The sequence below is a fragment of the Archangium minus genome, assembly GCF_044360475.1.
Classification (GTDB): Bacteria; Myxococcota; Myxococcia; order Myxococcales; family Myxococcaceae; genus Archangium; species Archangium minus.
The window spans coordinates 4,757,255-4,779,451 of the sequence record NZ_CP043494.1 but is presented as its reverse complement, the minus strand read 5'-3'; the positions used below and the strand labels follow the sequence as shown (position 1 = coordinate 4,779,451).

At 68.6% G+C, this 22,197-nt stretch carries 20 protein-coding genes and 1 tRNA gene; 9 read left to right on the top strand and 12 right to left on the bottom strand.

The genetic code is table 11. The annotated features are described in order from the left end of the window. Positions 1 to 119 precede the first annotated feature (119 nt). From hscB to F0U60_RS19775, 4 genes are all read left to right on the top strand, one after another. The gene (gene hscB, locus F0U60_RS19790) at positions 120 to 686 is read left to right on the top strand and encodes a Fe-S protein assembly co-chaperone HscB (RefSeq protein ID WP_395825318.1); all 567 of its coding nucleotides are present in this window, start codon (positions 120 to 122) and stop codon (positions 684 to 686) included. Further along, the gene (hscA, locus tag F0U60_RS19785) at positions 683 to 2,527 is read left to right on the top strand and encodes a Fe-S protein assembly chaperone HscA (RefSeq protein WP_395822271.1); all 1,845 of its coding nucleotides are present in this window, start codon (positions 683 to 685) and stop codon (positions 2,525 to 2,527) included. Before hscB ends, hscA begins: the two co-directional genes overlap by 4 nt. Before the next feature lies 1 nt (position 2,528). Continuing rightward, positions 2,529 to 2,906, top strand: a complete 378-nt coding sequence (locus F0U60_RS19780; RefSeq protein WP_395822269.1) for a 2Fe-2S iron-sulfur cluster-binding protein — start codon at positions 2,529 to 2,531, stop codon at positions 2,904 to 2,906. 98 nt (positions 2,907 to 3,004) lie between these two features. Then, positions 3,005 to 3,088 (top strand) — tRNA-Leu (locus F0U60_RS19775). Positions 3,089 to 3,156: 68 nt separating this feature from the next. Here the strand turns inward: F0U60_RS19775 and F0U60_RS19770 are convergent. Beyond that, positions 3,157 to 4,239 (bottom strand): lysylphosphatidylglycerol synthase transmembrane domain-containing protein, encoded by a 1,083-nt coding sequence (locus F0U60_RS19770; RefSeq protein WP_395822267.1) that lies wholly within the window; start codon positions 4,237 to 4,239, stop codon positions 3,157 to 3,159. Next, on the bottom strand, positions 4,236 to 5,846 hold the full coding sequence (locus tag F0U60_RS19765) for an alkaline phosphatase family protein (RefSeq protein WP_395822265.1): 1,611 nt from the start codon (positions 5,844 to 5,846) through the stop codon (positions 4,236 to 4,238). The genes F0U60_RS19770 and F0U60_RS19765 overlap by 4 nt, the downstream gene beginning before the upstream one ends. Before the next feature lie 154 nt (positions 5,847 to 6,000). Here F0U60_RS19765 and F0U60_RS19760 point away from each other — a divergent pair, with 154 nt between their 5' ends. Beyond that, positions 6,001 to 7,200, top strand: a complete 1,200-nt coding sequence (locus tag F0U60_RS19760; RefSeq protein WP_395822263.1) for a BamA/TamA family outer membrane protein — start codon at positions 6,001 to 6,003, stop codon at positions 7,198 to 7,200. A gap of 139 nt (positions 7,201 to 7,339) precedes the next feature. Then, positions 7,340 to 7,798, top strand: a complete 459-nt coding sequence (locus F0U60_RS19755; protein WP_395822261.1) for a hypothetical protein — start codon at positions 7,340 to 7,342, stop codon at positions 7,796 to 7,798. A gap of 28 nt (positions 7,799 to 7,826) precedes the next feature. Here F0U60_RS19755 and F0U60_RS19750 read toward each other — a convergent pair whose 3' ends face one another. The 4 genes from F0U60_RS19750 to F0U60_RS19735 all read right to left on the bottom strand — a co-directional run bounded on the left by F0U60_RS19750 (position 7,827) and on the right by F0U60_RS19735 (position 12,260). Beyond that, positions 7,827 to 8,963, bottom strand: coding sequence for a 3-oxoacyl-ACP synthase III family protein (locus F0U60_RS19750; protein WP_395822259.1), 1,137 nt, complete (start codon positions 8,961 to 8,963; stop codon positions 7,827 to 7,829). After that, positions 8,960 to 10,720, bottom strand: a complete 1,761-nt coding sequence (locus tag F0U60_RS19745; RefSeq protein WP_395822257.1) for a thiamine pyrophosphate-dependent enzyme — start codon at positions 10,718 to 10,720, stop codon at positions 8,960 to 8,962. The genes F0U60_RS19750 and F0U60_RS19745 overlap by 4 nt, the downstream gene beginning before the upstream one ends. Positions 10,721 to 10,846: 126 nt before the next feature. Next, entirely contained in the window at positions 10,847 to 11,317 is a 471-nt protein-coding gene (locus F0U60_RS19740) for a nuclear transport factor 2 family protein (protein WP_395822255.1), read from the bottom strand. A gap of 136 nt (positions 11,318 to 11,453) precedes the next feature. Next, entirely contained in the window at positions 11,454 to 12,260 is an 807-nt protein-coding gene (locus tag F0U60_RS19735) for a DUF4846 domain-containing protein (RefSeq protein WP_395822253.1), read from the bottom strand. Between the two features lie 312 nt (positions 12,261 to 12,572). Here F0U60_RS19735 and F0U60_RS19730 point away from each other — a divergent pair, with 312 nt between their 5' ends. Then, positions 12,573 to 12,917: an SPW repeat protein gene (locus tag F0U60_RS19730; protein WP_395822251.1), complete on the top strand. Its 345-nt coding sequence runs from the start codon at positions 12,573 to 12,575 to the stop codon at positions 12,915 to 12,917. An 18-nt stretch (positions 12,918 to 12,935) separates the two neighbouring features. Here F0U60_RS19730 and F0U60_RS19725 read toward each other — a convergent pair whose 3' ends face one another. From F0U60_RS19725 to fni, 5 genes are read right to left on the bottom strand one after another with little or no spacing between them, the layout of a single operon-like run. After that, a complete protein-coding gene (locus F0U60_RS19725) occupies positions 12,936 to 14,015 on the bottom strand; it encodes a mevalonate kinase (protein ID WP_395822249.1) in 1,080 nt (359 codons plus the stop codon). Further along, on the bottom strand, positions 14,015 to 15,007 hold the full coding sequence (mvaD, locus tag F0U60_RS19720; protein WP_395822247.1) for a diphosphomevalonate decarboxylase: 993 nt from the start codon (positions 15,005 to 15,007) through the stop codon (positions 14,015 to 14,017). The genes F0U60_RS19725 and mvaD overlap by 1 nt, the downstream gene beginning before the upstream one ends. Continuing rightward, on the bottom strand, positions 15,004 to 15,957 hold the full coding sequence (gene mvk, locus F0U60_RS19715; RefSeq protein WP_395822245.1) for a mevalonate kinase: 954 nt from the start codon (positions 15,955 to 15,957) through the stop codon (positions 15,004 to 15,006). Before mvk ends, mvaD begins: the two co-directional genes overlap by 4 nt. Positions 15,958 to 15,993: 36 nt before the next feature. After that, positions 15,994 to 17,322: a hydroxymethylglutaryl-CoA reductase, degradative gene (locus tag F0U60_RS19710; RefSeq protein WP_395822243.1), complete on the bottom strand. Its 1,329-nt coding sequence runs from the start codon at positions 17,320 to 17,322 to the stop codon at positions 15,994 to 15,996. Between the two features lie 48 nt (positions 17,323 to 17,370). Further along, on the bottom strand, positions 17,371 to 18,429 hold the full coding sequence (gene fni, locus F0U60_RS19705) for a type 2 isopentenyl-diphosphate Delta-isomerase (RefSeq protein ID WP_395822241.1): 1,059 nt from the start codon (positions 18,427 to 18,429) through the stop codon (positions 17,371 to 17,373). A 364-nt stretch (positions 18,430 to 18,793) separates the two neighbouring features. Between fni and F0U60_RS19700 the strand changes: the two genes are divergently transcribed. Continuing rightward, positions 18,794 to 19,723, top strand: a complete 930-nt coding sequence (locus F0U60_RS19700; protein WP_395822239.1) for a zinc metalloprotease HtpX — start codon at positions 18,794 to 18,796, stop codon at positions 19,721 to 19,723. 169 nt (positions 19,724 to 19,892) lie between these two features. Here the strand turns inward: F0U60_RS19700 and F0U60_RS19695 are convergent, their stop codons facing one another. Next, positions 19,893 to 20,777: a 2-oxo acid dehydrogenase subunit E2 gene (locus F0U60_RS19695; protein ID WP_395822237.1), complete on the bottom strand. Its 885-nt coding sequence runs from the start codon at positions 20,775 to 20,777 to the stop codon at positions 19,893 to 19,895. A gap of 276 nt (positions 20,778 to 21,053) precedes the next feature. Between F0U60_RS19695 and F0U60_RS19690 the strand changes: the two genes are divergently transcribed. Continuing rightward, positions 21,054 to 22,118: a cell envelope biogenesis protein TolA gene (locus tag F0U60_RS19690; protein ID WP_395822235.1), complete on the top strand. Its 1,065-nt coding sequence runs from the start codon at positions 21,054 to 21,056 to the stop codon at positions 22,116 to 22,118. Positions 22,119 to 22,197 lie beyond the last annotated feature (79 nt).

The window sequence follows — 22,197 nt, the reverse complement described above, 5'->3', positions numbered from 1 at the left end:
GGGCTCGGCCGCGAAAAGCCGAGCCCTTTCGTTTTGCCCCGGAAGGGGGACGCGAAGTGAAGTGCTGGAACTGTGAGAAGGACACGGCGGGGCGCCCGTTCTGCGCGGCCTGCGGAAAGATCGCGGCCCGAGCGCCGGGGGCGACCCACTTCGACGTCTTCGGCCTGCCCCGGACGTACGACGTGGACGTGCCGGCGCTGGAGAAGCAATACCGAGAGCTCTCGCTGCAACTGCACCCGGACCGCTTCGCCCAGGCGGAAGCGCGCGAGCGCCGGCTGTCGCTGGAGCAGACGACGGCGCTCAACGAGGCCTTCAAGACGCTCAAGGACCCCACGAAGCGCGCCTTCTACCTGCTGAAGCTGCACGGGGTGGACCTGGAGCGGGAGGACGCCGGAGCGCAGAAGGACATGCCCCTCGAGTTCCTCGAGGAGGTGATGGAGCTGCGCGAGGCGCTCGACGAGGCCATGGAGGCGAAGGACCTCGAGCGGGCAAAGAAGATGGCCACGGATGTAGAGGGCCGGCGCAAGTCTGCCCTTCAGGAGGCCGTGGACACGCTGCGCACCCTGGAAAAGGGGGTGCCGGTCGAGTCCTCGGTGAAAAAGGCATCGCACGCGCTGGGACGGGTGCGGTACTTCACGCGCTTCCTCGAGCAGGTGGACGCGTTCGAGGAGGAGGTTCTGGCGTGAGTAAGAACGGCTACCTGCAGATTCACGACCCGCTCAAGCCCAAGGGGCATGCGGTGGGCATCGACCTGGGGACCACGAACTCGCTGGTGGCGAGCGTCATCCAGGGCAAGCCCCGCTGCCTGGAAGCGGATGAGGGAGGCGCGAACCTCCTGCCCTCCGTGGTGCACTACGGAAAGGACGGGGGCGTGGTGGTGGGCTCGCGGGCGAAGCAGCTCGCGGCCGAGCACCCCACGGACACCATCATCTCCGTGAAGCGCTTCATGGGCCGCAGCCCGGAGGACGCGGAGACGCGCAAGCTGGGCGCCTACAAGTTCGCCAGCGGCGGCAAGGTGGTGCGCTTCGATGTGGCCGGCGGCCAGCCGGTGACGCCCATCGAGGTGTCCGGTGAAATCCTCCGCGCCCTCAAGCGCCGCGCCGAGTCCTACTTCTCCGGCCGGGTGGAGCAGGCCGTCATCACGGTGCCCGCCTACTTTGACGACGCCCAGCGCCAGGCCACCAAGGACGCGGGCCGGCTCGCGGGGCTCGACGTGCTGCGGCTGCTCAACGAGCCCACCGCGGCGGCGCTCGCCTACGGGCTCGACAAGGGCAGCCAGGGCACCTACGCGGTGTACGACCTGGGCGGCGGCACCTTCGACATCTCCATCCTCAAGCTGGTGGACGGCGTCTTCGAGGTGAAGTCCACCGGCGGTGACTCGGCGCTTGGCGGCGACGACTTCGACCGGGCCATCGCCCAGCGGGTGCTGGAGGCCATGGGCCAGTCCTCCCCTACCCCCTCGCTCGTGGCCGAGGTGCTGGCGGCCTCGCGCAAGGCCAAGGAGGCCCTCACCGACGCGCCCGAGGTGGAGCTCACGGTGGGCTCGCACCGGCAGACGCTGCGGCGCGAGGACTTCGAGGAGTGGATCCGCCCCTTCATCCAGAAGACGGGCGTGGTGTGCCGCCGGGCCCTCAAGGACGCGGGGGTAACGGCCTCTGAGCTGGACGGCGTCATCCTCGTGGGCGGCGCCACCCGGGTGCCCGCGGTGCGCCGCTTCGTGGCCGAGCTGTTCGGCCGCGAGCCGCTCAGCGACATTGACCCGGATCAGGTGGTGGCGCTTGGGGCGGCCGTGCAGGCGGACCTGCTCACCAACGCGGACCGGCAGGACGAGGTGCTCCTGCTGGACGTCATCCCCCTGTCGCTCGGCCTGGAGACGATGGGCGGGCTGGTGGAGAAGCTGATTCAGCGCAACTCCACCATCCCCACCGCCGCGGCCCAGGTCTTCACCACCTTCAAGGACGGGCAGACGGGCCTGGACGTCCACGTGCTCCAGGGCGAGCGCGAGCTGGTGGAGGACTGCCGCAGCCTGGCGCGTTTCACTCTGAGTGGGATTCCTCCCCTGCCCGCGGGTATGGCTCGGGTGGAGGTGCGCTTCCAGGTGGACGCGGACGGCATCCTCGCCGTCACCGCGAAGGAGCAGAGCACCGGCACCACCCAGTCCATCACCGTGAAGCCCAGCCACGGCCTCACCGACGAGGAGATTGAGCAGATGCTGCTCGACTCCATCGATCACGCGGAGGACGACGTGCAGGTGCGCCAGCTGCGCGAGCAGCGGGTCGAGGCGGAGCGCGTGCTCACCGAGGCAGAGCGGCAGCTCGGGCAGAATGCGGCCCTGCTGGCCGACGGCGAGCGCGGCACCATCGAGGCGGCCATGGCGAAGGTGCGCGAGGTGGCGAAGGGGAACGACTCCCACGCCCTCAAGGAAGCGATCCACGCCCTCGACGAGGTGTGCAAGCCGTTCGTCGAGCGGGTGATGAACCAGGCCCTGACGAAGGTCGTCGCGGGCCATTCGGTCGAGGAGTTCTGACGTGCCCAAGGTCCACTTCAAGAGCCCCCTGGACGACACCACGGTGGAGGTGTCGACGGGGACCACCCTGCTGGACGCCGCCGAGAAGGCGGGCGCCCAGGTGGGGCACTCCTGCGGCGGGGTCTGCGCCTGCTCCACCTGCCACATCTGGGTCCGCAAGGGCCTCGAGTCGCTCTCCGAGCAGACGGATCAGGAGATGGACCGGCTGGACATGGGGTTCGACGTGCGCCCGTACTCCCGCCTGTCCTGCCAGACCGAGGTCGGGAATGAGGACGTCTTCGTGGAGATTACCGAAGAGTCCCTCACGGCCTTCATGGATGAGAACCCCGCCGTCCGGCGCCGGCTCGAATCCGAGGGGAAATGGCCGTTGAAGAAGTGATGTTGAAACAACTGCTTGACGGGGACGGGTCAGGCATCTATACACCGCTCCCGTCAACGCGACGCACCGCTGCAACGCGCCGCTGAGACGCACCGCCTGCCCAGGTGGTGGAATTGGTAGACACACTAGATTCAGGGTCTAGCGCCTGCAAGGGCATGGAGGTTCGAGTCCTCTCCTGGGCACTGAGAAAGGCCCCGGCTGAAAAGCCGGGGCCTTTTTCTTTTTCAGCACCCCGCCGTCCGCTTCGGGCTCAGCTCGGGACGTGGACGGGCTCCACCGCTTCGTGGGCCACGTGGCTCGCGGCCTCGCGCGCCAGGCTGCCTCCCTTGCGCAGGTCCCTGATGCGGATGCCTCGCAGGCGCACGGAGAGCGCCCCCACCCCCACCTGGCTCAGCACGGTGCCCAGATGGGTGAGCGTGGAGAAGGCCGCCGCGTCCTCGGGTGCGGCCCCCAGGCTGCGTGCCGCCCAACTGGTGACGAAGTAGTAGATGCCCATGCCCGCAGGCACGCCGGGGAGCGACTGGCCAAGCGCGATGGCCCCCAGCACCACGGTGCCGGCGAAGAGGCCTCCGCGCACGCCGAGCCCCCTCAGGGCCAGCCCATAGGCCAGCGCGGGCGCCAGCACCGGAGGAATGGAGAAGACGAGCGCCTTGGCCATGCCTCGAAAGCTGCGCGCGGTGCCCAACCCCTCGGACACGTGCCCCAGCAGGTGCTGCACCCGCGGCAGCCGCTTCTTGCGCTCCAGCGCCCGGGCGAGCGGCAGCGCGTAGTGGGCCAGCAGCACCACCGCCACCACCAACCCCACGCACAGCCCCACCGCGATCCGCAGGGGACCGGCGAAGTCGGCCATCTTCTCGCCGAAGGGCCCCAGGAAGGATACGGCCACCAGCCCCATCAGCGCGGCGAACTCCAGCAGCTTGCACACCGCCACCGAGCCCAGAGACTGCAAGAAGGGAATCCGCTGGGTGCGTGCCAGCAGGAAGGAGCGAATGAAGTCCCCCAGCTTCCCGGGCAGCGCGTTGTGGGTGAAGGCGCCAATCGCCACCAGGTGGTAGCGCTCGCGGTAGGGCACCGGCCTGCTCAGCGTCCTCGCCCACTGCGCCGCCCGCGCCGGGATGATGGACGCGGAGAGCAGCATGAACGGGATGAGCCAGGGCAGGTGGCCCGGCAAGTCGTGGACGAACTTCCGCAATGAGAAGCGCGGAATGAGCAGGGGCCCCTCCCCGCCCAGGTTCCACCGGAAGAAGGCGCTGGAGATGAGGAGTACGGACAACACCACCCCCACCAGCACCGCCAGTGCCTTGAGGTACGTCCGGCCCGCTGGCTGCCTCATGTCGCCTCCGCCCACCTCGTCTCCGTCCCCGTGTACAGGAGCGGCCGGGCGCCATCGCGGTACACTTCGGAGAGCCGCTCGTGGAGCTGCGTGCAGTGGCTCAGCGCGGACAGGTCCACCGGGAGGCTGCGCGGCCAGCAGATGACGCTGGACGTCTCCGTGCGCGTGAGTCCGCCGTGCGAGCCGAACTCCCAAGCGAAGCCCACCGTGCCCCCCCGCGACACCGCCTGGCCGAAGAGCACCAGGTCTCCCGCGGTGGGCATGTAGGGCAGCTCGCGCAGGAAGTCCGCCACCGCGCGGCGTGAGAACTCCGTCGAGAGCGGCGCGCTGTCGATGTCCTCCGGCCCGTACACGCCCCCGTCGATGACGGCCACCGCCGAGTCACCCCGCCGCATCGCCACGATGGCGATGTCCGGGTGGCGCGTGGCCCTCGCGAGCACCTCCGGGTGGCGCGCCACGAGCTGCGCGGCCTCGAGCGGCTTCAGCTCCCGCGTCAGATAGACATGGGAGAAGTTGCCGGACTCGATCACCACCGGCTCTGCCGGGGCATGCGGCCCCGGGTCCACCGGATGCGGGCGACCATCGAGCAGCCCGCGCGCCACGTCCTCGGAGAGCGGCAGCGGCTCGCCCCGGAGGAGGACGTCCTCCAGACGTTGTCCCCCGCGCTGCTCGAGGGGAAGGCTGTCCACGTGGCCGTGGTCGGTGAGGAAGATGATGTCGTAGCCGGGCTCTACCACCTGGCCCACGGCGTGGAGCTCGGCAAGGTAGGCATCCACGCGCCGCAGCTCCGCGAGCGCCTGATCCGAGTTTGGACCGCGGCGGTGGGCCACCTCGTCATAGTTGCCGTAGACGAGGTAGATGGCGGGCACGCCGCGCACCATGTCCACCAGTGCCTTGGTATGAGCGAAGCTCCACCCGAGCCGCTGCAGGAAGACGCGGCTGATGAGGAAGCCGCCCTCGTGGCGCCAGTCCCGGAGCGCACGACTCCAGCGGTACACCTCGGTGAAGGACTTCCACGCGTCGTGGCCGAGCGAGCGCAGGTACGAGAGCGGCGTCTGCGTGCGCGCCGCGAGGATGCCTTCCATCTCGTACTTGAAGCTGCGCGCCATCGTCTTGTAGCTGGCCAACGTGCTCATGCACAGGCGGTTGCCGGCCTCGGCTTGGAAGAGCGAGAAGTACGTGTGCCCGCCATCCGACAGCAGGCTCTTGCCGGGGCGGCATCCCAGCCGCGACTCCACGGCGAGCGTGTCCGTCGGCGTGTTCATCTGAACCTTGCGACCGAGCTCCCGATCAAACCAGCTGTAGGCCGGCAGATTGGGATGGCGCAGACCATAGAGGAAGCCCGCCTGGAAGAAGGGCGTGGAGGCAGGCGACCCCCAGAACGCATCGTCCATGGCGTAGGCGCCGGAACGGATGAGCTTCGAAAAGAAGGGCATGTGCCCGGTGCGAACGGCTTCCGCCAGATGAGACTTGGGAACCCCGTCCAGATGGACGACCAACAGCTTGCGTCGACGGGAAGTCGACAGAGGGCAGACTTTTGCCCCCACACGCTTCACATATTCACGGGCCCAGGATTGCAACTGCGGATGGATGACTTCGTCGCTCACGATCTCGCCTCCCCTCCCCCCGCGGCCATGATGCGCACTCGTGAACCCAGCAGCCGTGCAATGCGCGCGGGTCCGTTGGACAGCAGCCGATCGGGCATGAACCTCCAACAGGACGGTGGTCCACCCCCTTGTCGACGTGCCACCTTGTTGGGTGATGCTCACGACCGCGCTGCTGTTGACAACGCTGGCCACTGCTCCGTCCGCGCCCCCGAGCGCCCTGCCCGCCACGGGCGCCGCTCCCACGGCCTCCGCCTCGGCGGAGCAACCGAAGAAGGAGAAGGGCTTCGACGGCATCGTGCTGCCCCTGGTGAGCTACAACTCGGACCTGGGCTTCACGTATGGCGGTGTGGCCGGCGCCTATCTGTACGCACCGGGCCATACCCCGTACCGACACGGCATCGCCATCCAGGCGATGTTCACCAGCCGAGGCCAACAGAACCACTACCTGCGCTACGACGGGCCGCAGCTCATTGGGCCCATGCGCTTGGAGCTGCGTTTGGAGTACCGGCGTGAGCTGCGCAGCCCCTTCTATGGTGCGGGCAACGTGTCCGCGCAGGACTTCAACGGCGACGAGAACCAGGAGCGCTTCAACTACACGAAGAACTCACCCGGTGCGTGGGTGCGTCTGCGCGGCCGGCCGTGGGGAGAGACCCACCCCTTCCAGTCCTACGTGGGCTACTCGTGGCGGTACACGGGGGTGGATCCCTTCGAGGCCTCGGAGCTGGCGGAGCTCAAGCCGGTGGGCTTCGAGGGTGGGCCCACGGGACAGCTCATGGCGGGCGTGCTCTGGGACACGCGCGACAACGAGTCGGATCCGGTGCGCGGCGGTGTCGAGGAGCTGGCACTCCGGGTGTCCGGGAGCGCCACGGGCAGCCGCTACCAGTACGCAGGTGTGACGCTGAGCGAGCGGCGCTACTGGCAGCTGGGCCCTCGCTTCATCCTCGCGCAGCGGCTGACGCTCGACGTGCTGTTCGGCGAGGTGCCCTTCTTCGAGTGGGTGAACACAGGGGGCGTGAGCACCTCCGAGGGCATCGGCGGCATGAGCAGCGTGCGAGGCATTGAGCGCAACCGGTTCGCGGGCAACATCAAGGCGTTCAGCAACACGGAGCTGCGCTTCCGCGCCTTCGACTTCAACCTGCTCGGCTCACCGGTCATCGCGGGCGGTGTGGCCTTCGTGGATCTCGGCCGCGTGTGGCACCCGCAGGTGTCGGACGGCCCGTGGTGGAAGTGGCACCCGGGCGTGGGAGCGGGCCTTCGTCTGAGCCGACGCGCCGCCGTGGTGCGCTTCGACTGGGCCATGTCAACCGAGTCGGGCCGCAGCCGCCTGTATCTCAACTTCGGCCACATGTTCTGAGCCGCTCGAATCACTGACAAAGCCGGCACCCGCGAAAAACAACTGTCTGGCTGCCCGCGCTTCACCGCGAGGGGGAGTGATTGTCCAAGCATCAACAGTTAAACTGAACGTCGCACTTACGGAAAGGACCGGTGCTGACGTGATTTCCTTTGATGATTCCCTGTGGCCGCTTCTGCTCGTGTCGTTCGAGGGCGAGAGCTCGGACGAGGAATTCACGTACCACCTGCAGCGGATGGACGAGTACCTGCAGCGGCAGGAGAAGTACGTCTGCATCTACGACGCCACGAAGATGAAGTCCTCGCCGATGAGCCACCGCCAGCTGCAGGTGGAGTGGCTGCAGAAGAACGACGCGGCGCTGCGCCAGTGGATGCTCGGAACGGGCTTCGTCATCACCTCGCCGCTGGCGCGCCTGGCCATGACCGTCATCTCCACGCTCAACAAGCCTCCCTGCCCGAACACCAGCGTGGCCACGCTCCAGCAGGCGCTGACGTGGGCCGCGGATCGCTTCCGGGACGAAGGCCATCCACTGCCCTCGGTGCGCATCCGGACCCACTACGGTCTCGTCCACCCACCGACCAAGCGCGCCACGATCAAGTAGCGGCGCGCTCTCCCCGACGTCGCCGCTCTCAGCGAGCGCCTGGGCGCCAGTGGCCCGCTCCCACCGGGGGCGGCTCGGCCACGGGGCTCGGACCCAAGGCCACCTCGCCCCAGCGGAGCACCGCCGCTCCCGCGCTGGACACGCTGCCGATGGTGTAGAGCAGGACCAGGTCTCCGGGCTTGATCCGGCCCGCCTGGGCGGCGTGGTACAGGTTGGTGGGCATCAACACCGGCCCCACGTTGGCGTAGAGCGGGAAGGTGTTGATGGTGCGCTCCAGGGAAACACCCAGCGTCTTCGCGCAGAAAGACGCGTACCAGGCCAGCGGCGTGTTGAAGACGAAGAAGTCGATCTGCTCGAGCGACACCCCCGCAGCCTGAGCGGCGCCCTCGCAGGAGGCACGCAGGCTGGACTCGGACACCACCTTGAGAGACTTGCCCGCCTGGGGGTTCGCCTTCAGGAACATGCGCGGCGCCTGGTCCGCCTCGGCCACCATCTCGTAGTACAGGGAGCCGCACGTCTCCGCGGTGTGCAGCGACTTGAAGCCGAGCACGCCGGAGCCCTCGGGCACGGAGCTCACCAGGAAGGCGGCAGCGCCGTCGCCGCACGTCCAGCCCAGCGAGTCCGTCTCCATCGTGTTCTGCGAGTAGCTGCAGCCCACCACCACCAGCGCGTTGCGGTACTCGCCCGAGCGCACGAGCGAGCAGGCCATCTGCAAGCCCACCAACGCGCCCGAGCAGGCGCTCTCGAAGTTCCACGCCGTCCCCCGCAGGCCCAGGTCCTTGGCGAGGAAGGCCGCGTCTCCGATGCCGACCGCCTGGGGAAGAAGCGAGGTGCACAGCAGCAGGTCCACATCCCCCGGCGTCATGGCCGCGGCGGCGAGGGCCTCACGCGCTGCCCGGAGCTCCAGCGAATAAACAGACTCACCAGGCCCGAGCACCCGGCGCTCCACCGTCCCCCGGAAGGGATCATCCAGGAACGGCGCCATCTCCTCGTTGAAGATGTCGCGTGCGCTCTCCGTCGTCTTGTGCGGAGACCAGACGCGGGACAGGGACTTCTGCTGGGCCTCGGCCAACACCTGCGCATGGTTCGTGCGGAAGTAGTCGTTGGTACGGACCGTCTCGGGGTACGCCAGCGCGAGCGCGCGGATGCCAACTCCCGCCTTCATCGCTCACCGCCCTTCTGGGACTCGGCACCCTGGACGATGAGGTTCTGGATGCGGCGCATCCACGGCGCGGTCTCATGGGGATCAATGGCCACGTCCACCACGAACGGGCCCTGTGCCGCCAGGGCGGCCTCCAGGGCCGAGTCGAGCTCTGGCTCGTGCTCCACGCGCACGCCATCCGCGCCGCATGCCCGAGCAATGGACACGAAGTCCGCGCGGGGAATCGCCGTCTCGAGCGGCTGGAACCCCAGCGCACGCATGCCCTGCTCCACCATTCCGTACTGTGCGTCGTTCATGATGATCCACACCGCCGGGGCGCTGTATTGCGCCGCGGTACTGAGCTCGTTGTTCATCAGCATCGAGCCATCACCCACGATGGCCACGGCCTTGCCGCCCCGCGCGAGCGCCAGGCCGACCACGCCCGAGGCCATGTGGCCCATCGAGCCAAAGCCCGTGCTCACCCGGTAGCGCCCGGGCTCCTCGAAGCGCAGGTGCTGGTTGCCCCAGGCGAACGCATTGCCTGACTCGGTCATCACCACCGCGTCGCTTCGATCGATGATCAACGACTGCACCCGCTCCATCAGCACGCGAGGGCGCACCGGTCCCTCCTGACGCGGGGCCAGAGCGCTTTCCGCCGCCAGACCTTCCACAACCCGGGGCGCGCGGCGCGGCGCTGGCAGCAGCTCCAACAACCGCTGGAGGAAGCCCTTCACCTCCGCCTGCACAGGCAGGACGCGCGCGGTGGGGTAGGCACTGCCAGGCACCTCCGGATCCACGTCCACGTGGATGAAGCCTTGGGTGGGGATGAACAGCGGATTCCAGAAGGAGGTCGGCTCAGAGAGGCGCGAGCCGAGGACGAGCACGTGCTCAGGCCTGCGGGCGATGAAGTACCGGTCCACGGTGGCGTGGCCCCCCAGGCCGGTGCTGCCCAGGTAGAGGGGATGGCGCTCGGGGAAGATGCCCTTGCCCCGGGGAGAGGACATCACGGGCGCACCCAGGCGCTCAGCGAGCGCACGGACCTCGGCCGCCGCGTGTCGGGCACCAAAGCCCACCCAGAGGACCGTCTCGCGCTCCGCCAACATCCGCGCCAGCTCCGCGAGCTCCTCCGACGAACAGGCCGGAGCCACGGGCCGGATGAGCGGCGACGAGGACGCCGCGGGCACCTGCGCCGTCTGCACCGAGAGGGGCAGGCTCACGTGCGCGATGAACCCTCCCGGGCGAGCAAAACCCGAGGCGAGCCGAGCGCACACCGAGTCCAGCTCCGCCGGGTGCTCCACGGTGGTGGCGTAGTGGAAGAGCGGGCCCGAGGTGAACAGACCCGACTGCGGCAGCGTGTGGCTACTGGTCTCCTGACAGGCCCAGCGCCCGCGCTGCGCCGAGGACGTGCTCCCCGACAACATCAGGAGCTTCGCGCCCTCCCAACGGCCAGCCGCCACCGGTGTCAGGGCATTGAGCAACCCAGGCCCCGTGGTGGTGAAGAGCACCGTGGGCCGGCCCGAGGCGAGGGAGGCCTCCACCGCAGCGAAGCCCGCGCCCCCCTCATGTCGGAAGTGGAAGGCCTCGAGTCGGCTGAGCGCGAGCGCATGGGCCAGGGGCGCGATCGCTCCCCCTACCAACCCAAACGCGCTTCGTACACCGAGCGCCTCGAGGCGCCCCAACAACACCTCCACGAAGGTGCCAGCTCGTGTCTCGGATGACGGCTCCGCGAGCGTCTGGACGAGCCGCTCGGAGCTCACATCCTTCAATGCAATCACAGACACCGACCCCGACTCCGCCCTCTCTTCCTGCTGCACAACGAGGGGAGCTGCCAATCCTGGCCTCCTGACTGATACGCGCTCTGGTGAAGAAAATCTGTCCACCCACGAAGGGTGGCACGGCGCAGGGTCTCAGGGCACGTGGAAGACAATACTGGCATGGACTGTCTGCGCCTGGATGCGCCCATCGCGAATCACAAACGTATCCGCGCCGTCCTGTACGGAAGCATGCGGAGTCACGAGCGAGAAGGTGGCCAGCACGACATCCCCCGCGATGGTGACAGAGGAGGGATGGGGAATCAGCCCTCCAAAGACAGACCCAAAATTCATGAAGGCAATCCGCGCCTGCTCACGTCCCTGCACCACCGAGCCCGGCAGGACGATCACCGCGTCCTCGGCGTAGTAACAGAAGGCGAGATCCAGGTCCCCGTCGAGCAGCGCCTCCATCCGGCCTGTGAAGACCTCCTCGGCGCTGAGCTTCTTCGACAGCTTCGGGCACTCGAAGGCGGGGTCCTTGTCCTTCTTCGGGGAGGCCAGGCTCTGACCCGCCACCAGCAGGCTCATCACGAACATCAAACGCGCGGAAAAGTTCGAGATGGTCATGAGCGTGCTCCCAACATGTGCGCTGGCGGCGCAAATCTTGAGTACGAGTATACACATCTGGGGTCGAATTACACCTGCCTCATGCTTTTCCATGAGAATTGACCCACCCTGGAGTCGGACAACGGCCTACGAGGCCTCACAACCGGCGGAGCGAGGACCAGGGGAAAGGCTTCCAGAAGGGCGTAGCCACCTCATGGGTCTCCAGCGAGAACCAGGGGCCGTCCTTGCCCGGGGAGAGCACGTGGAAGTCCTGCGCGGGGGTGAAGCCCTGGCCGAGCAGTGCCACACGCGCGCCTGAGGCGTTGCGCGCCACGTCCAACACCAGCACGGCATGTCCCGGACTGCCGCCCAGCACGAAGAAGTCACCGGGCCGCACGTCCTCGCGCTTGGGCCGCTGCGCCTCGGCAGCCAGGGACAGTGTCCCCGCGTAGGTGAAGACCAGGTCCAGGTACGCACGGAACGAGGCACGCGAGCCATCCACGGCTCCGTCCTTCACCCACGTCACCTTGGAGCCGGACACTCGAGCGCGCTCGCCCGCGGCGTAACGCGTCCAGGAGGCCGGGTGCCCACTGGTGAAGCGGTAGGAGATGCGCTCCTTCTGGCCCTGCGACCACAACCACTCCGCATGCAGGCGGATGATGGAGTCCGCACACTGCTGGAGATCGGCCGCCCCCACGTCCAGCTCCGCCACCGCCGCGAGCGCGGAGGCCTCTCCGGCCAGAAGGGTGTTGCCCCGGAAGTCGCGCACCGGAGCTCCGACCGGACGCAGCGGAAGGCCGCGCAGCCATGCTCCGAAGGAGCCTTCCTCGACGGCCACACGCGTGTAGCCGGGTGGTGGAGGAATCGCCTCGGCGAGCGGACGGATGGAGTGCTCCGTGGAGAGCCAGGGGTAGCGAGCCCGCTCGCTTTTTGTGGGCTGACGAGGCCCGGGTGGAGTCGCCAAGGCCCCACGTGGCCCTCCCAGGAGAGCAGCGAGTGATACGAGCAGCGACAGCTGGTGGGCCGTCTTTCTCTTGAGCCGTTTGCCAATGCGCACGGTCCGCATTCTGCCCGCGCCCGCCGCATTCCGTCTCGCAGGTGGGAGCCATGAAGTCAGCGCGAGAAGGCTCGTCACCTGACCGTCCCGGAAAACCCCTGCCCAGAGGCTCCCCCGCCGACTGAGGGTCACGCGTGCCTCTCGCCTTTGAGCCGTCTTGCGGGAGCCTCGACGCGGACCTCACCTTCTGAGGAAGACCCTCGCCGCAAGGAGGCTGTCATGAGGGCTCGCTGGTCGAGCTTGCTGCTGTGCGTCTGGCTCGTCGTCTCGCCGTTGCTCCTCGAGTTCGGCGCGCCGGAGGCCCGGGCCAACACGGTCACCGTGGGCCTCTGCCTCTTCCTCTTCGTGCTGGTGGCCGATTCGCTTCCGGCTTTCCGCTTCGTCGACACCGCGCTCGGCCTGTGGCTCGTCGTCTCGCCGTTCCTGCTCGGATACAGCGACAAGTCGATCCCCACCGTGAACAGCGTCATCGTGGGTCTACTCGTCGCGGCCCTGTCGCTCCTCCCGAGCAGGCGAGCCGGACAGCTGTCCCTGCGTACGAGGCGCCCGCTCCACGCCCAGTGACTCGGACCCGCGGCTGATTTACCGCGAGGCGTCGAGCCACGCGCGCAGCCGTGCGTCCGGCTGTGCTTCTCCGCGCACACCGGGCTCCACGTCGAGCTCCAGGGTGTGGAAGCCCCGCGCGCGAATCCCCTCTAGCAGCGCGGCCCGCTTCTCCGCGTCCGGGGCAAACAGGATGCACCCGTCCCCGCCTCCGGCGCCGGACTGCTTGCCCACGCACCCGTACGCGGAGGCCATGCCCAGCACCCGGCGCATCGGCTCGGTCTCCAGCGGGCCCAGCTCCTGGAGCAGCGCGTGCTGCTCACGCACCGCCTCGGAGAAGGCACGGAAGTCCCCGCCCCCGAGCCCCACTTCAATCTCGTGCCCCAGCGCGTCCGAGCGCTCCACGAAGGCCCGGCGCCCCGCCTCGCCCATCTTCGCCTCCACCTGCGAGATGAGCACCCGCGTCGAAGCGCTCTCCCCGGTGAAGGCATAGCCCAGTGACACCTTGGGCACGGGCAACCGCCACACGTCCACCGTGGGAGCTGCATCCAGTGCCGCGCGATAGCCACCCGCGCTCGACGCCTCGATGAGCCCCGACACCTCGTAGCGCCGGTAGCGCACCACCCCGCCCGCGTAGCTCGCGGCCACGTCGCCGCCACTGCCCTTCCCACCCTGCGCCGCTGCGTGGGAGACGAGCGCCACCTTCAGCGCGTCAAACTTCTCCTCCAGCACGAAGCGCACCGCGTCCGCCGCGAGCACCGTGGCGCACGCGCTGCCACCCATGCCCAGCTTGCGCCCATTGGGCCCCACCGCGGAGGGGGACACCGCCAGGTCGAAGCCCACGGACTCCCGCCCGCGCAGCCGCAGCGCCTCATCCAGCGTGCGCGCCACGAAGGAGAAGCCCGGCGGCACCTCGCGCTCCCACTTCACGCCCCGAGGCGTCGTCCGCCCCGTCAGCGTCCCCTCCTCCACGCACACGTGCACCTGGCTGTCCGCGCGCCGACGCACCAGCGCCGACGTCCGCGGACCCACCGCCGCCACACGCGACACGCCGCCCCACAGCACGGCGTACTCGCCGGACACGAACAGCTTCCCCGGGGCCGAGAGCGCGCGCTCCATCAGAACAGATGCTCCGTCAGCAGCACCGCGTCACCCCCCGGCACGCACCGCACCACCTCGGTGGCCCCACACGCCCGCGCCACCGCCTCCGCCGCCACCTCGTTCGCCGCGTCCGTCAGGATGCAGGGGTTCGGCCCCGCGTCCAGCGTGAACCACACCGGCACGCCCTTCTTGCGCTGCTCGCGCAGGGAGTGGATCAGCTCCAACGTCTTCGGCATCAGGTAGCAGAGCGGGGGATCCGCCGCGAGCGACGTGGCATGCATCCGCCACGCGTTGCGCTCGCACATCTCCCCCAGCGCCTGCAGATCCTTCTTCGCGAGGAACTCGCGCGCACGCACCACCTCGACCTCGGCGTCCTTCACCCAGGCCGGGTAGTACGGGCTCGTCTCCACGGCGTTCTTCATGCCGTCGCGCGACTTCACTTCCTTCTCGTCGCGGCTGACGATGGCCACCACCATGCGCAGCTCCGGCCAGTGCTTCTCGTCGAAGCGCTGCACCGCGTAGCTGTCCGTGCCGTCCGGGCGCTCGCCCCGCAACCACTCGCAGAAGCCGCCCTGCACGCTGCGGCACGCCGAGCCGCTCCCCAATCGGGACAGGATGCTCGCCGCCCGTGGATCCGCCGGCAGCCCCGCCGCCGCGCGAGCCGCCACCGCCAGCGCCGCGAAGCCCGCCGCGCTGCTCGCCAGGCCCGCCGACGCTGGGAAGTCCCCGCGCGACACCATCTTCGCCGGGCCGAGGTTGCGGCCCTTCGCCTCGGCGCGCACCGCGTCCAGCACGCGCAGCACGCGGTCGCGCTCGCTGCCCTTGGCCACGTAGCCGTTGAGCTCCACCTCGTCGGCCGAGCCCTCGCCGAAGGCCACCGTCGTCCGCACCGACAGCGGCGACAACGTCATGGAGAGGCTCGACTGGTGCGGGAGGATGAGCGCGTCGTCGCGCTTGCCCCAATACTTCACCAGCGCCAGGTTGGGATGAGCTCGGGCGGTCGCCTTCATGCCGCCCCCCTCGTCCCCTCGGAGCGCGGACCCGCGAGCTGGCTGTCGAAGCACCGGATGCCGAGCCGCGTGAGCTCGTGCACCGCCGGACCCGTGTCGTGGAAGAGGCCGATGACAGCGCCGCCATCCCCACCCGCTCCGGTCAGCTTGGCGCCCAGCGCGCCCATGTTGCGCAGCCGGTGCACCATGTCATCCAACCCCGGCGACGACAGGCCCAGCGCCGCGAGCAGACCGTGGTTGACGTTCATGACGTCACCCAGGGCCTCCAAGTCGCCCTCCTCCACGGCCTCGGCGCCCTCGGAGGCGAGCAGGCCGATCTCCCGGAAGATGCGCTGGTAGCGCTCCGACCAACGCTTCTGACGCTCGCGCAGCGCGCCCACCGTCAGCTTCGTCGGGCTGCGAGCGCCCGCCATCACCACCACCAGCTTCACCGGCTTGGGGCTCTCCACCACCTTCGCCCGGCCCTGCTCCGCGCCCGGCTTGCGGCGGTAGAGGATGAGCTGCTCCATGGCGCTCGTCGTGTGATCCACGCCCGAGGGCGTGCCGTGGAACTCCTGCTCCATCTCCCACGCCACGGCCGCCACCTCGGTCGCGGACGCCTTGCGCCCCGCCGCCTGCAGCAGCACGCGCGCGCACGCCACCGACAGCGCGCCGGAGCTACCCAGGCCCATGGACAACGGCAGATCCGTGTCGAACGACACCTTCACCCCGGGCTCGCCGCAAGCCGCCATCGCCCGTCCGAAGGCCGCCTTCAGCACCTTGCGCTGCTCCGCAGTCAGGGCCTCCGGAATGACGAGCTGGCACTTGTTCGACGCCTCGCCGCGCGCCCTCACGCCTCGCGACAGCGGACCGGCAAGCGCCGGGTAGCCGTACACCACGCTGTGCTCACCCAGCAGGATGACCTTGCCCGCGCCGAAGCCAGACAGGGAGGAAGAGTCGTTCGTGTCCATGTATTTCCTGTTTCTCCCAGGGGAAGTTGGGAGGTTTCAGCCCTCGGTGCCTGTGGCCGCGCGGAAGTCCTCGGCCGACAGGGAGGCGATGATCTCCCGCGCCTTCTCCACCTTCACGTGGCCCGCCGTCACCAGCAGCTCGGCGATCTTCTCCACCCAGTCGCCCCGCGCGCCCGCCGTCACCGCCACGCACCGCGCATGCAGCGCCATGTGGCCCTTCTGGATGCCGATGGAGCCCAGCGCGCGCACCGCCGCGAAGTTCTGCGCCAGTCCCACCGCTGCGAACACCATGGACAGCTCGCGCGCCGACGACACCTTCAGGATCTTCATGGCCACCTGCACGCCCGGGTGAATCTTGATGGGGCCACCCACCAGGCCCAGCGCCATGGGCAGCTCGATGCGGCCCACCAGGTGCCCGTCATCCACGTGCCACGTCGACAGCGGCCGGTACTGACCGTCCCGGCACGCGAAGGCATGCGCGCCCGCCTCGATGGCGCGCCAATCCTGGCCCGCGGCGATGGCCGCCGAGTCGATGCCGTTCATGATGCCTTTATTGTGCGTCGCCGCCCGGTATGGATCTGCCAGCGCGAAACGGCTCGCCTGGTAGATGCCCTCGGCGATGGACGCACCCGGCATGTCGAAGTCCGCCAGCAGCTCCACCGGAATCCGGCACGTGGCGCGCGCCAGCCGCCGGTCCGCCAGGTTGGAGAGGATGCGCAGGAACACCTTGCCGCCGGTGAGCTGCTCGAGCAGCGGCGCCACGCCCTCGGCCATGGTGTTGATGAGGTTGGCCCCCATCGCCTCCTGCGTGTCGATGATCAGGTGGACAACGAGCAGCGGCTCACCGCGCGGGCCCTCGGGGGCCGGCAGCACGCGCACCTCGATGTCCTTGCAGCCACCGCCCCGCTTCACCATGGACGGGTGGAAGCTGTTGGCCAGCGCGAGCAGCGCCTCCTTGGACGCGAGGATCTTCTTCGTCGCCTCGGTCGGGTCCCCATAACGGGTGAGCTGCACCTGGCCGATCATGACGGGATCATCCGCCTCGGCGGTGAAGCCGCCCGCCTCGCGGACGATCTTCGATGCGAAGGAGACCGCCGCCACCACCGAGGGCTCCTCCACCGCCATGGGCACCAGGTAGTCCCGGCCGTTGATCTGCAGGTTCAGCCCGAGCCCCAGCGGCAGCGAGAACGTTCCCACGGCGTTCTCGATCATCTGGTTGGCCAGACCCGGCTGGAGCGCGCTGATGCCCTGGAGCTGCGCCAGGTCCATCTCGTCCAGGTTCAGCATCTGGGAGAGCTTCTCGTGCCGCTCCACCATCGACAGCTTGTGGAAACCAGACAACCGGGACGTCAGCGTTTCAGACATTCGTTTCTCCGCAACGGAAGGCATTTCGGGGGGCCGCGGGAATAATCCCTACAGTGCCTCGAGCCAGTCCTTCAACTGGCCCATGATCACGCGGGGTTTCCGCCGCAGCTCCTCGCAGCTTTTGCTGCCAGTGAGTACGAGTGCCTGACGGAGACCGGAGAGGATGATGGCGAGCGCCTGCTCGGCCCCTTCCAGTCCGCCTGTCTGCTGGGCACGGAAGAGAGGGAGCGCCATGCCGGCCACATCCGCACCGAGCGCGAGCACCTTCGCCGCATCCAGTCCGGTGCGCAGTCCACCTGAGGCCACCAGCCGAGGCTCCGGACCCACCGCCCTGCGCACGGAGGCGATGGCCGCTGCAGTCGGAATGCCCCAGCTCGAGAACTCAGCGCCGACCTGGGCCTGCACGCCCGTGGCGCGCAGCTGCTCCACCCGCACCCACGAGGTGCCACCCAGCCCCGACACATCCAGGTTGCGCACGCCCAGGTCCACCAACCGGCGCGCCACCTCGGGACCAATGCCGCACCCGGTCTCCTTCACCAGCAGGCGGGAGCCGAAGACGCGCACCAGGCCCTCCACCACCTTGTAGCCACCGCGAAAGTCGCGATCGCCCTCGGGTTGGGTGAGCTCCTGGCCAGCGTTGAGGTGCAGCGCCATGCCGTCCGCGTTGATGGCCTCCGCCAGCCGCTGGACTCCGTCCACGCCCAGCTCCACGGCCTGGTACAGGCCGATGTTGCCGAGCAGCGGCACCGTGGGCGCCACCTGCCGCACCACGTAGCTGTCCGCCGCTTGCGGGTTCTCCGCCATGGCGCGTTGGCTGCCCACGCCAAAGGCCAGCCCGTGCCGCTCGGCCAGTGTCGCCATGTCCCGGTTCACGACCCCGGCCCGCTCCGTCCCACCTGTCATGCCGGTGATCAGCAACGGATAGCGCAGCTTCTTGCCGAGGAACTCAGTGGAGAGGTCCACCTCTTCCACCGCCATCTCCGGCATCGCGCAGTGCACCAGCCGCACGCACTCCAGCAGCGTGGTGTTCTCCGCCGGCTCGACATCCCCGGTCGCGCACAGGTCGAGGTGGGCGTCCTTACGCTTCGCCGTTGCCTCCTCACCCATCACGTCCCGCCTGCCCTGTTTAGGAACCATGTGCCTGAAAAATTACAAGAACGCCGATAGTGTCCGATATTCTGGAATCCCTAGCAAGTAGGGCAAGCAGGCGCAAGCCACGCCTCTTCAACAGGATCATACCCTGAGTACGAATGGACCCCGAGGCAGGGGAGCAGGGGCTCCCTGTGAGCCGAGTCCTGTGCGTACGAGACGTCGAGCGATTGCCAGGCCCGCTGGGGCACCCTCCTCCTCTGGGGCTACTGCCAGCGCGTTTGACGCACCCCGCCGCCTGCTTACGTTCAATCAGACCCCAAGAAAGGGAAAGGAAAGGCAAGGCAACGTCATGAGTGCTGGCGGAAGGTATGGATCGTCGATGCCCACGGAGGGCCTACGCGGGAGCGGCTGGGGCCACCGGCTGAGCAACGCGCTGAAGACGACGGTGCTGCTGGCCGGACTCACGGCGCTCCTGCTGTTCGTGGGCGAGCGCCTGGGCGGCCCGCAGGGGCTCGTCATCGCAGGCTTCTTCGTCGTGGTGATGAACTTCGCCTCGTACTGGTTCAGCGATCGGATTGCGCTGGCCATGCATGGCGCGCAGCCGCTGGAGTACGCCGAGGCGCCGTGGCTGCACCAGATGGTGGAGCGGCTGGCTGCTCGGGCGGGCATGCCCAAGCCGAAGCTCTACCTGCTGCCCACCCGGACGCCCAACGCGTTCGCCACGGGCCGCAACCCGGAGCACGCCGCAGTGGCGGTGACGGCCGGCATCGTGGACATCTTGGATCAGCGCGAGCTGGAGGGAGTGCTGGCGCACGAGCTGGCGCACGTGAAGAACCGCGACACGCTCATCGGCACCGTGGCGGCCACGCTCGCGGGCGTCATCAGCTACGCGGCGCAAATGCTCTTCTGGTTCGGCGGCTCCATGCTCAGCCGCGATGACGACGAGGACGGTCTCGGCCACACGCTTGGCAACCTGGGCGTGCTGCTGGTGGCCCCCATCGCCGCCACCCTGCTGCAGCTCGCGGTGAGCCGCTCGCGCGAGTACGGCGCGGATGCGACTGGCGCGGAGCTGTGTGGAGACCCCAATGCCCTGGCGGATGCGCTGATGAAGCTGGAGCGCGGCGCGGAGCTGATGCCCTATGACCGGGCGCCAGCCACTTCGCACCTCTTCATCGTCAACCCGCTGTCCGGCGGCGCCATCATGCACCTCTTCTCCACCCACCCGCCCATCCCCGAGCGGGTGCGCCGCCTGCGCGAGATGGGGGCCCGCCGGGGCTCGCCTCGCGCCTGGCGTAATGCCTGGGCGTAGGCTCCCTCTCCCTTCGGGAGAGGGACGGGGTGAGGGTACCAAGACCCCGGGTTGAACCCCGTGTCCACACTGAGCTCCATGGTTGGAAGAACAGGCTCGGATACCCTCACCCTAGCCCTCTCCCAGGGGGAGAGGGGACATTCCATCCAAAGGCTTTGGGGATACTCCACTAGCCCACGGCCGATACCGGCGGAGTGGCTTCCGCCGGCAACGAGGGGGCCACTTCGTCGATCTTGTCGAAGTGCTCGAAGGGGTTCTCCAGCATCTCGCGCAACGTGTTGGCCAGAACGCTGGCGTGGAAGCCGTCGATGAAGCGGTGATCAAACGACGCGTTCACGTTCATGATCTTCCCCGCCACCACCTTCCCGTTCTCCACCACCGCCGCGTCCTTGATGGCGCCCGGGGCGATGAAGATGGGCACGCGCGTATAGGGCACCAGCGGCACGTACGCCGTGTCCAGCCCCAGCGAGCCCACGTTCGTGATGATGGCCGAGCCGAACGCATCCCTCGGCATGCCCGCCCACCGCATGTCCAGGTTCAGCGTGTACATGAAGAAGGACATCAACCAGGTGAAGAGGTTGAGGAACATGTAGGGGATCTTCTGGACGGTCCCCTTGCCCTTCTCCAGCATCTCGTCCTTGCGCTGGCGAACCTTCTGCACCGCCGCCTCGAGCTCCGCGGCGATCTGCCGCAGCGACTTCTGCTCCGCGTCGTCAATCTTCGCCGAGGTCAGGTCCACCTTCCCGCCATCCGTCTGCACCACCAGCGCGGAGACGGTGATCTGCTTGCGCAGGTAGATCTTGTTGAAGCGCAGGATGGCGTTGGCGTCCGGACAGCGGCGCAGTGCCTCGGCCATGGCCTTGGCCAGCAGGTGCGTCACGGTGAGGCGGATGCCCGTCTTCTGACGGAAGGCCTCGATGTAGGCCAGGGCCTTGTCCATCCGCAGCGTCATCGTCCCGTAGACGGTCGGATCGTACGAGGTCTTCCAGCTTCCGATGGCGAGCTTGCGGAAGCTAGAGACGTTCTCCTTGGGAATGAGCTCCAGGTGAGCCATGACGCGGGGGTGCCTCCAGACGATGCGGGACCTCCAGCAATACCCCTTTTTCCCTGTTCGGAGAAAGCCCCCCTGCCCCACTGACACCCGGGCCCTGCAAGCGCGTCAACACATGGACTCCTAGTTTCCAGGAGCGGCTGACGTCCTCAGTTGGGGGAGGACGGGCGAGGTAGGGCCTGCTCTGCCGGCCTGAGAGCGGGCGACGAGACCTATTGACGTCCCGCCTCCTAACGCTAGGCTGCGCCGCTTTTTGCATCCTCCCCGGAGGTCAACCTCGTGCTGGAAGTTCTCCTCGTCGTCGTCTCGGTGCTCTTCCTCGCGGCGCTGGGCTACATCTTTTTCGGCCAGAAGCAGGCCACGGCGCTGCCCCCTCCCACCCACGCGAAGGCCGCCGAGCTGGAGTCCGACTCCAAGGCCCGTGCACGTCTGGAGGCCGACCTGGAGCGTAAGCGCAAGGAGCTGGATGAACAGCGGACGCAGCTCCAGGACGTGAAGGAGCAGCTCAAGCAGGCCAAGCGCAAGATCTACGAGCAGAAGGAGTCGGAGAAGGGCGAGAAGGACCTGGCCCGCGCTCGTGCGGAGGTGGAGCGCAACGCCTCCTTGCAGCTCGAGGTGGTCCGGGGCGAGCTGGCCCAGGCCGAGGCGGAGATCGCTCGATTGAAGTCCGAGATGGAGATGGGCCGGGGAGGTCGCCGGGGTGGTGCTCCCGCGGCCGCGCCTGCTCCCGCCGCCGTGGCCGCTCCGGCGCCGCAGCAGCAGCTCTCCGCCCCTGCTCAGCCGGAGGAGCGCGTGGTGACCGCGACCACGACCGTGGTGCCCGCCGCCACCCCCGCCGAGCCCGCCGCGGAGAAGGGCCCGCGCCGCTACCGCGACCTGAACGACGCCGACCGCGAGAAGATGGAGCGGCTGGAGGCGACGGCGAACAAGGAGCGCAGCCGGGCCGCCGAGCTGGAGCGTGAGCTCAAGCGCATCAAGGGCCGCGCGGACTCGCAGCAGCGCATCTTCGCCGCCAGCAAGAACGAGCTGGAGCTGGTGAAGGACAAGTACAAGGCGCTGGAGAAGCGCCTGAACCGCACGCTGCTGGAGCGGGATCTGCTGCGCCGCGCCATCAAGGACCTGGAGAAGAAGACGGGCATGCTGGCCGAGCGCACGGAGCTGACGCCGGACGAGATGGCGGCCAGCGACCGCAAGGTGGAGGAGGCCGCGCAGGCTCGCAGTGCCGCCGAGGCCGCGCAGCAGCAGGCAGCCGCCGCCGCGCCCGAGCAGTCCGGCGTGCCCAACGAGCAGCCCGCGTCGGGCGAGTCCAAGCAGGACGAGAACCCCTCGACGCCGACCGCGTAACACTCCCTCTCCCCCTGGGAGAGGGTCGGGGTGAGGGTATCGGGGGTCCCGGCCGCACTACCGGGCCCCCGATGTCCGA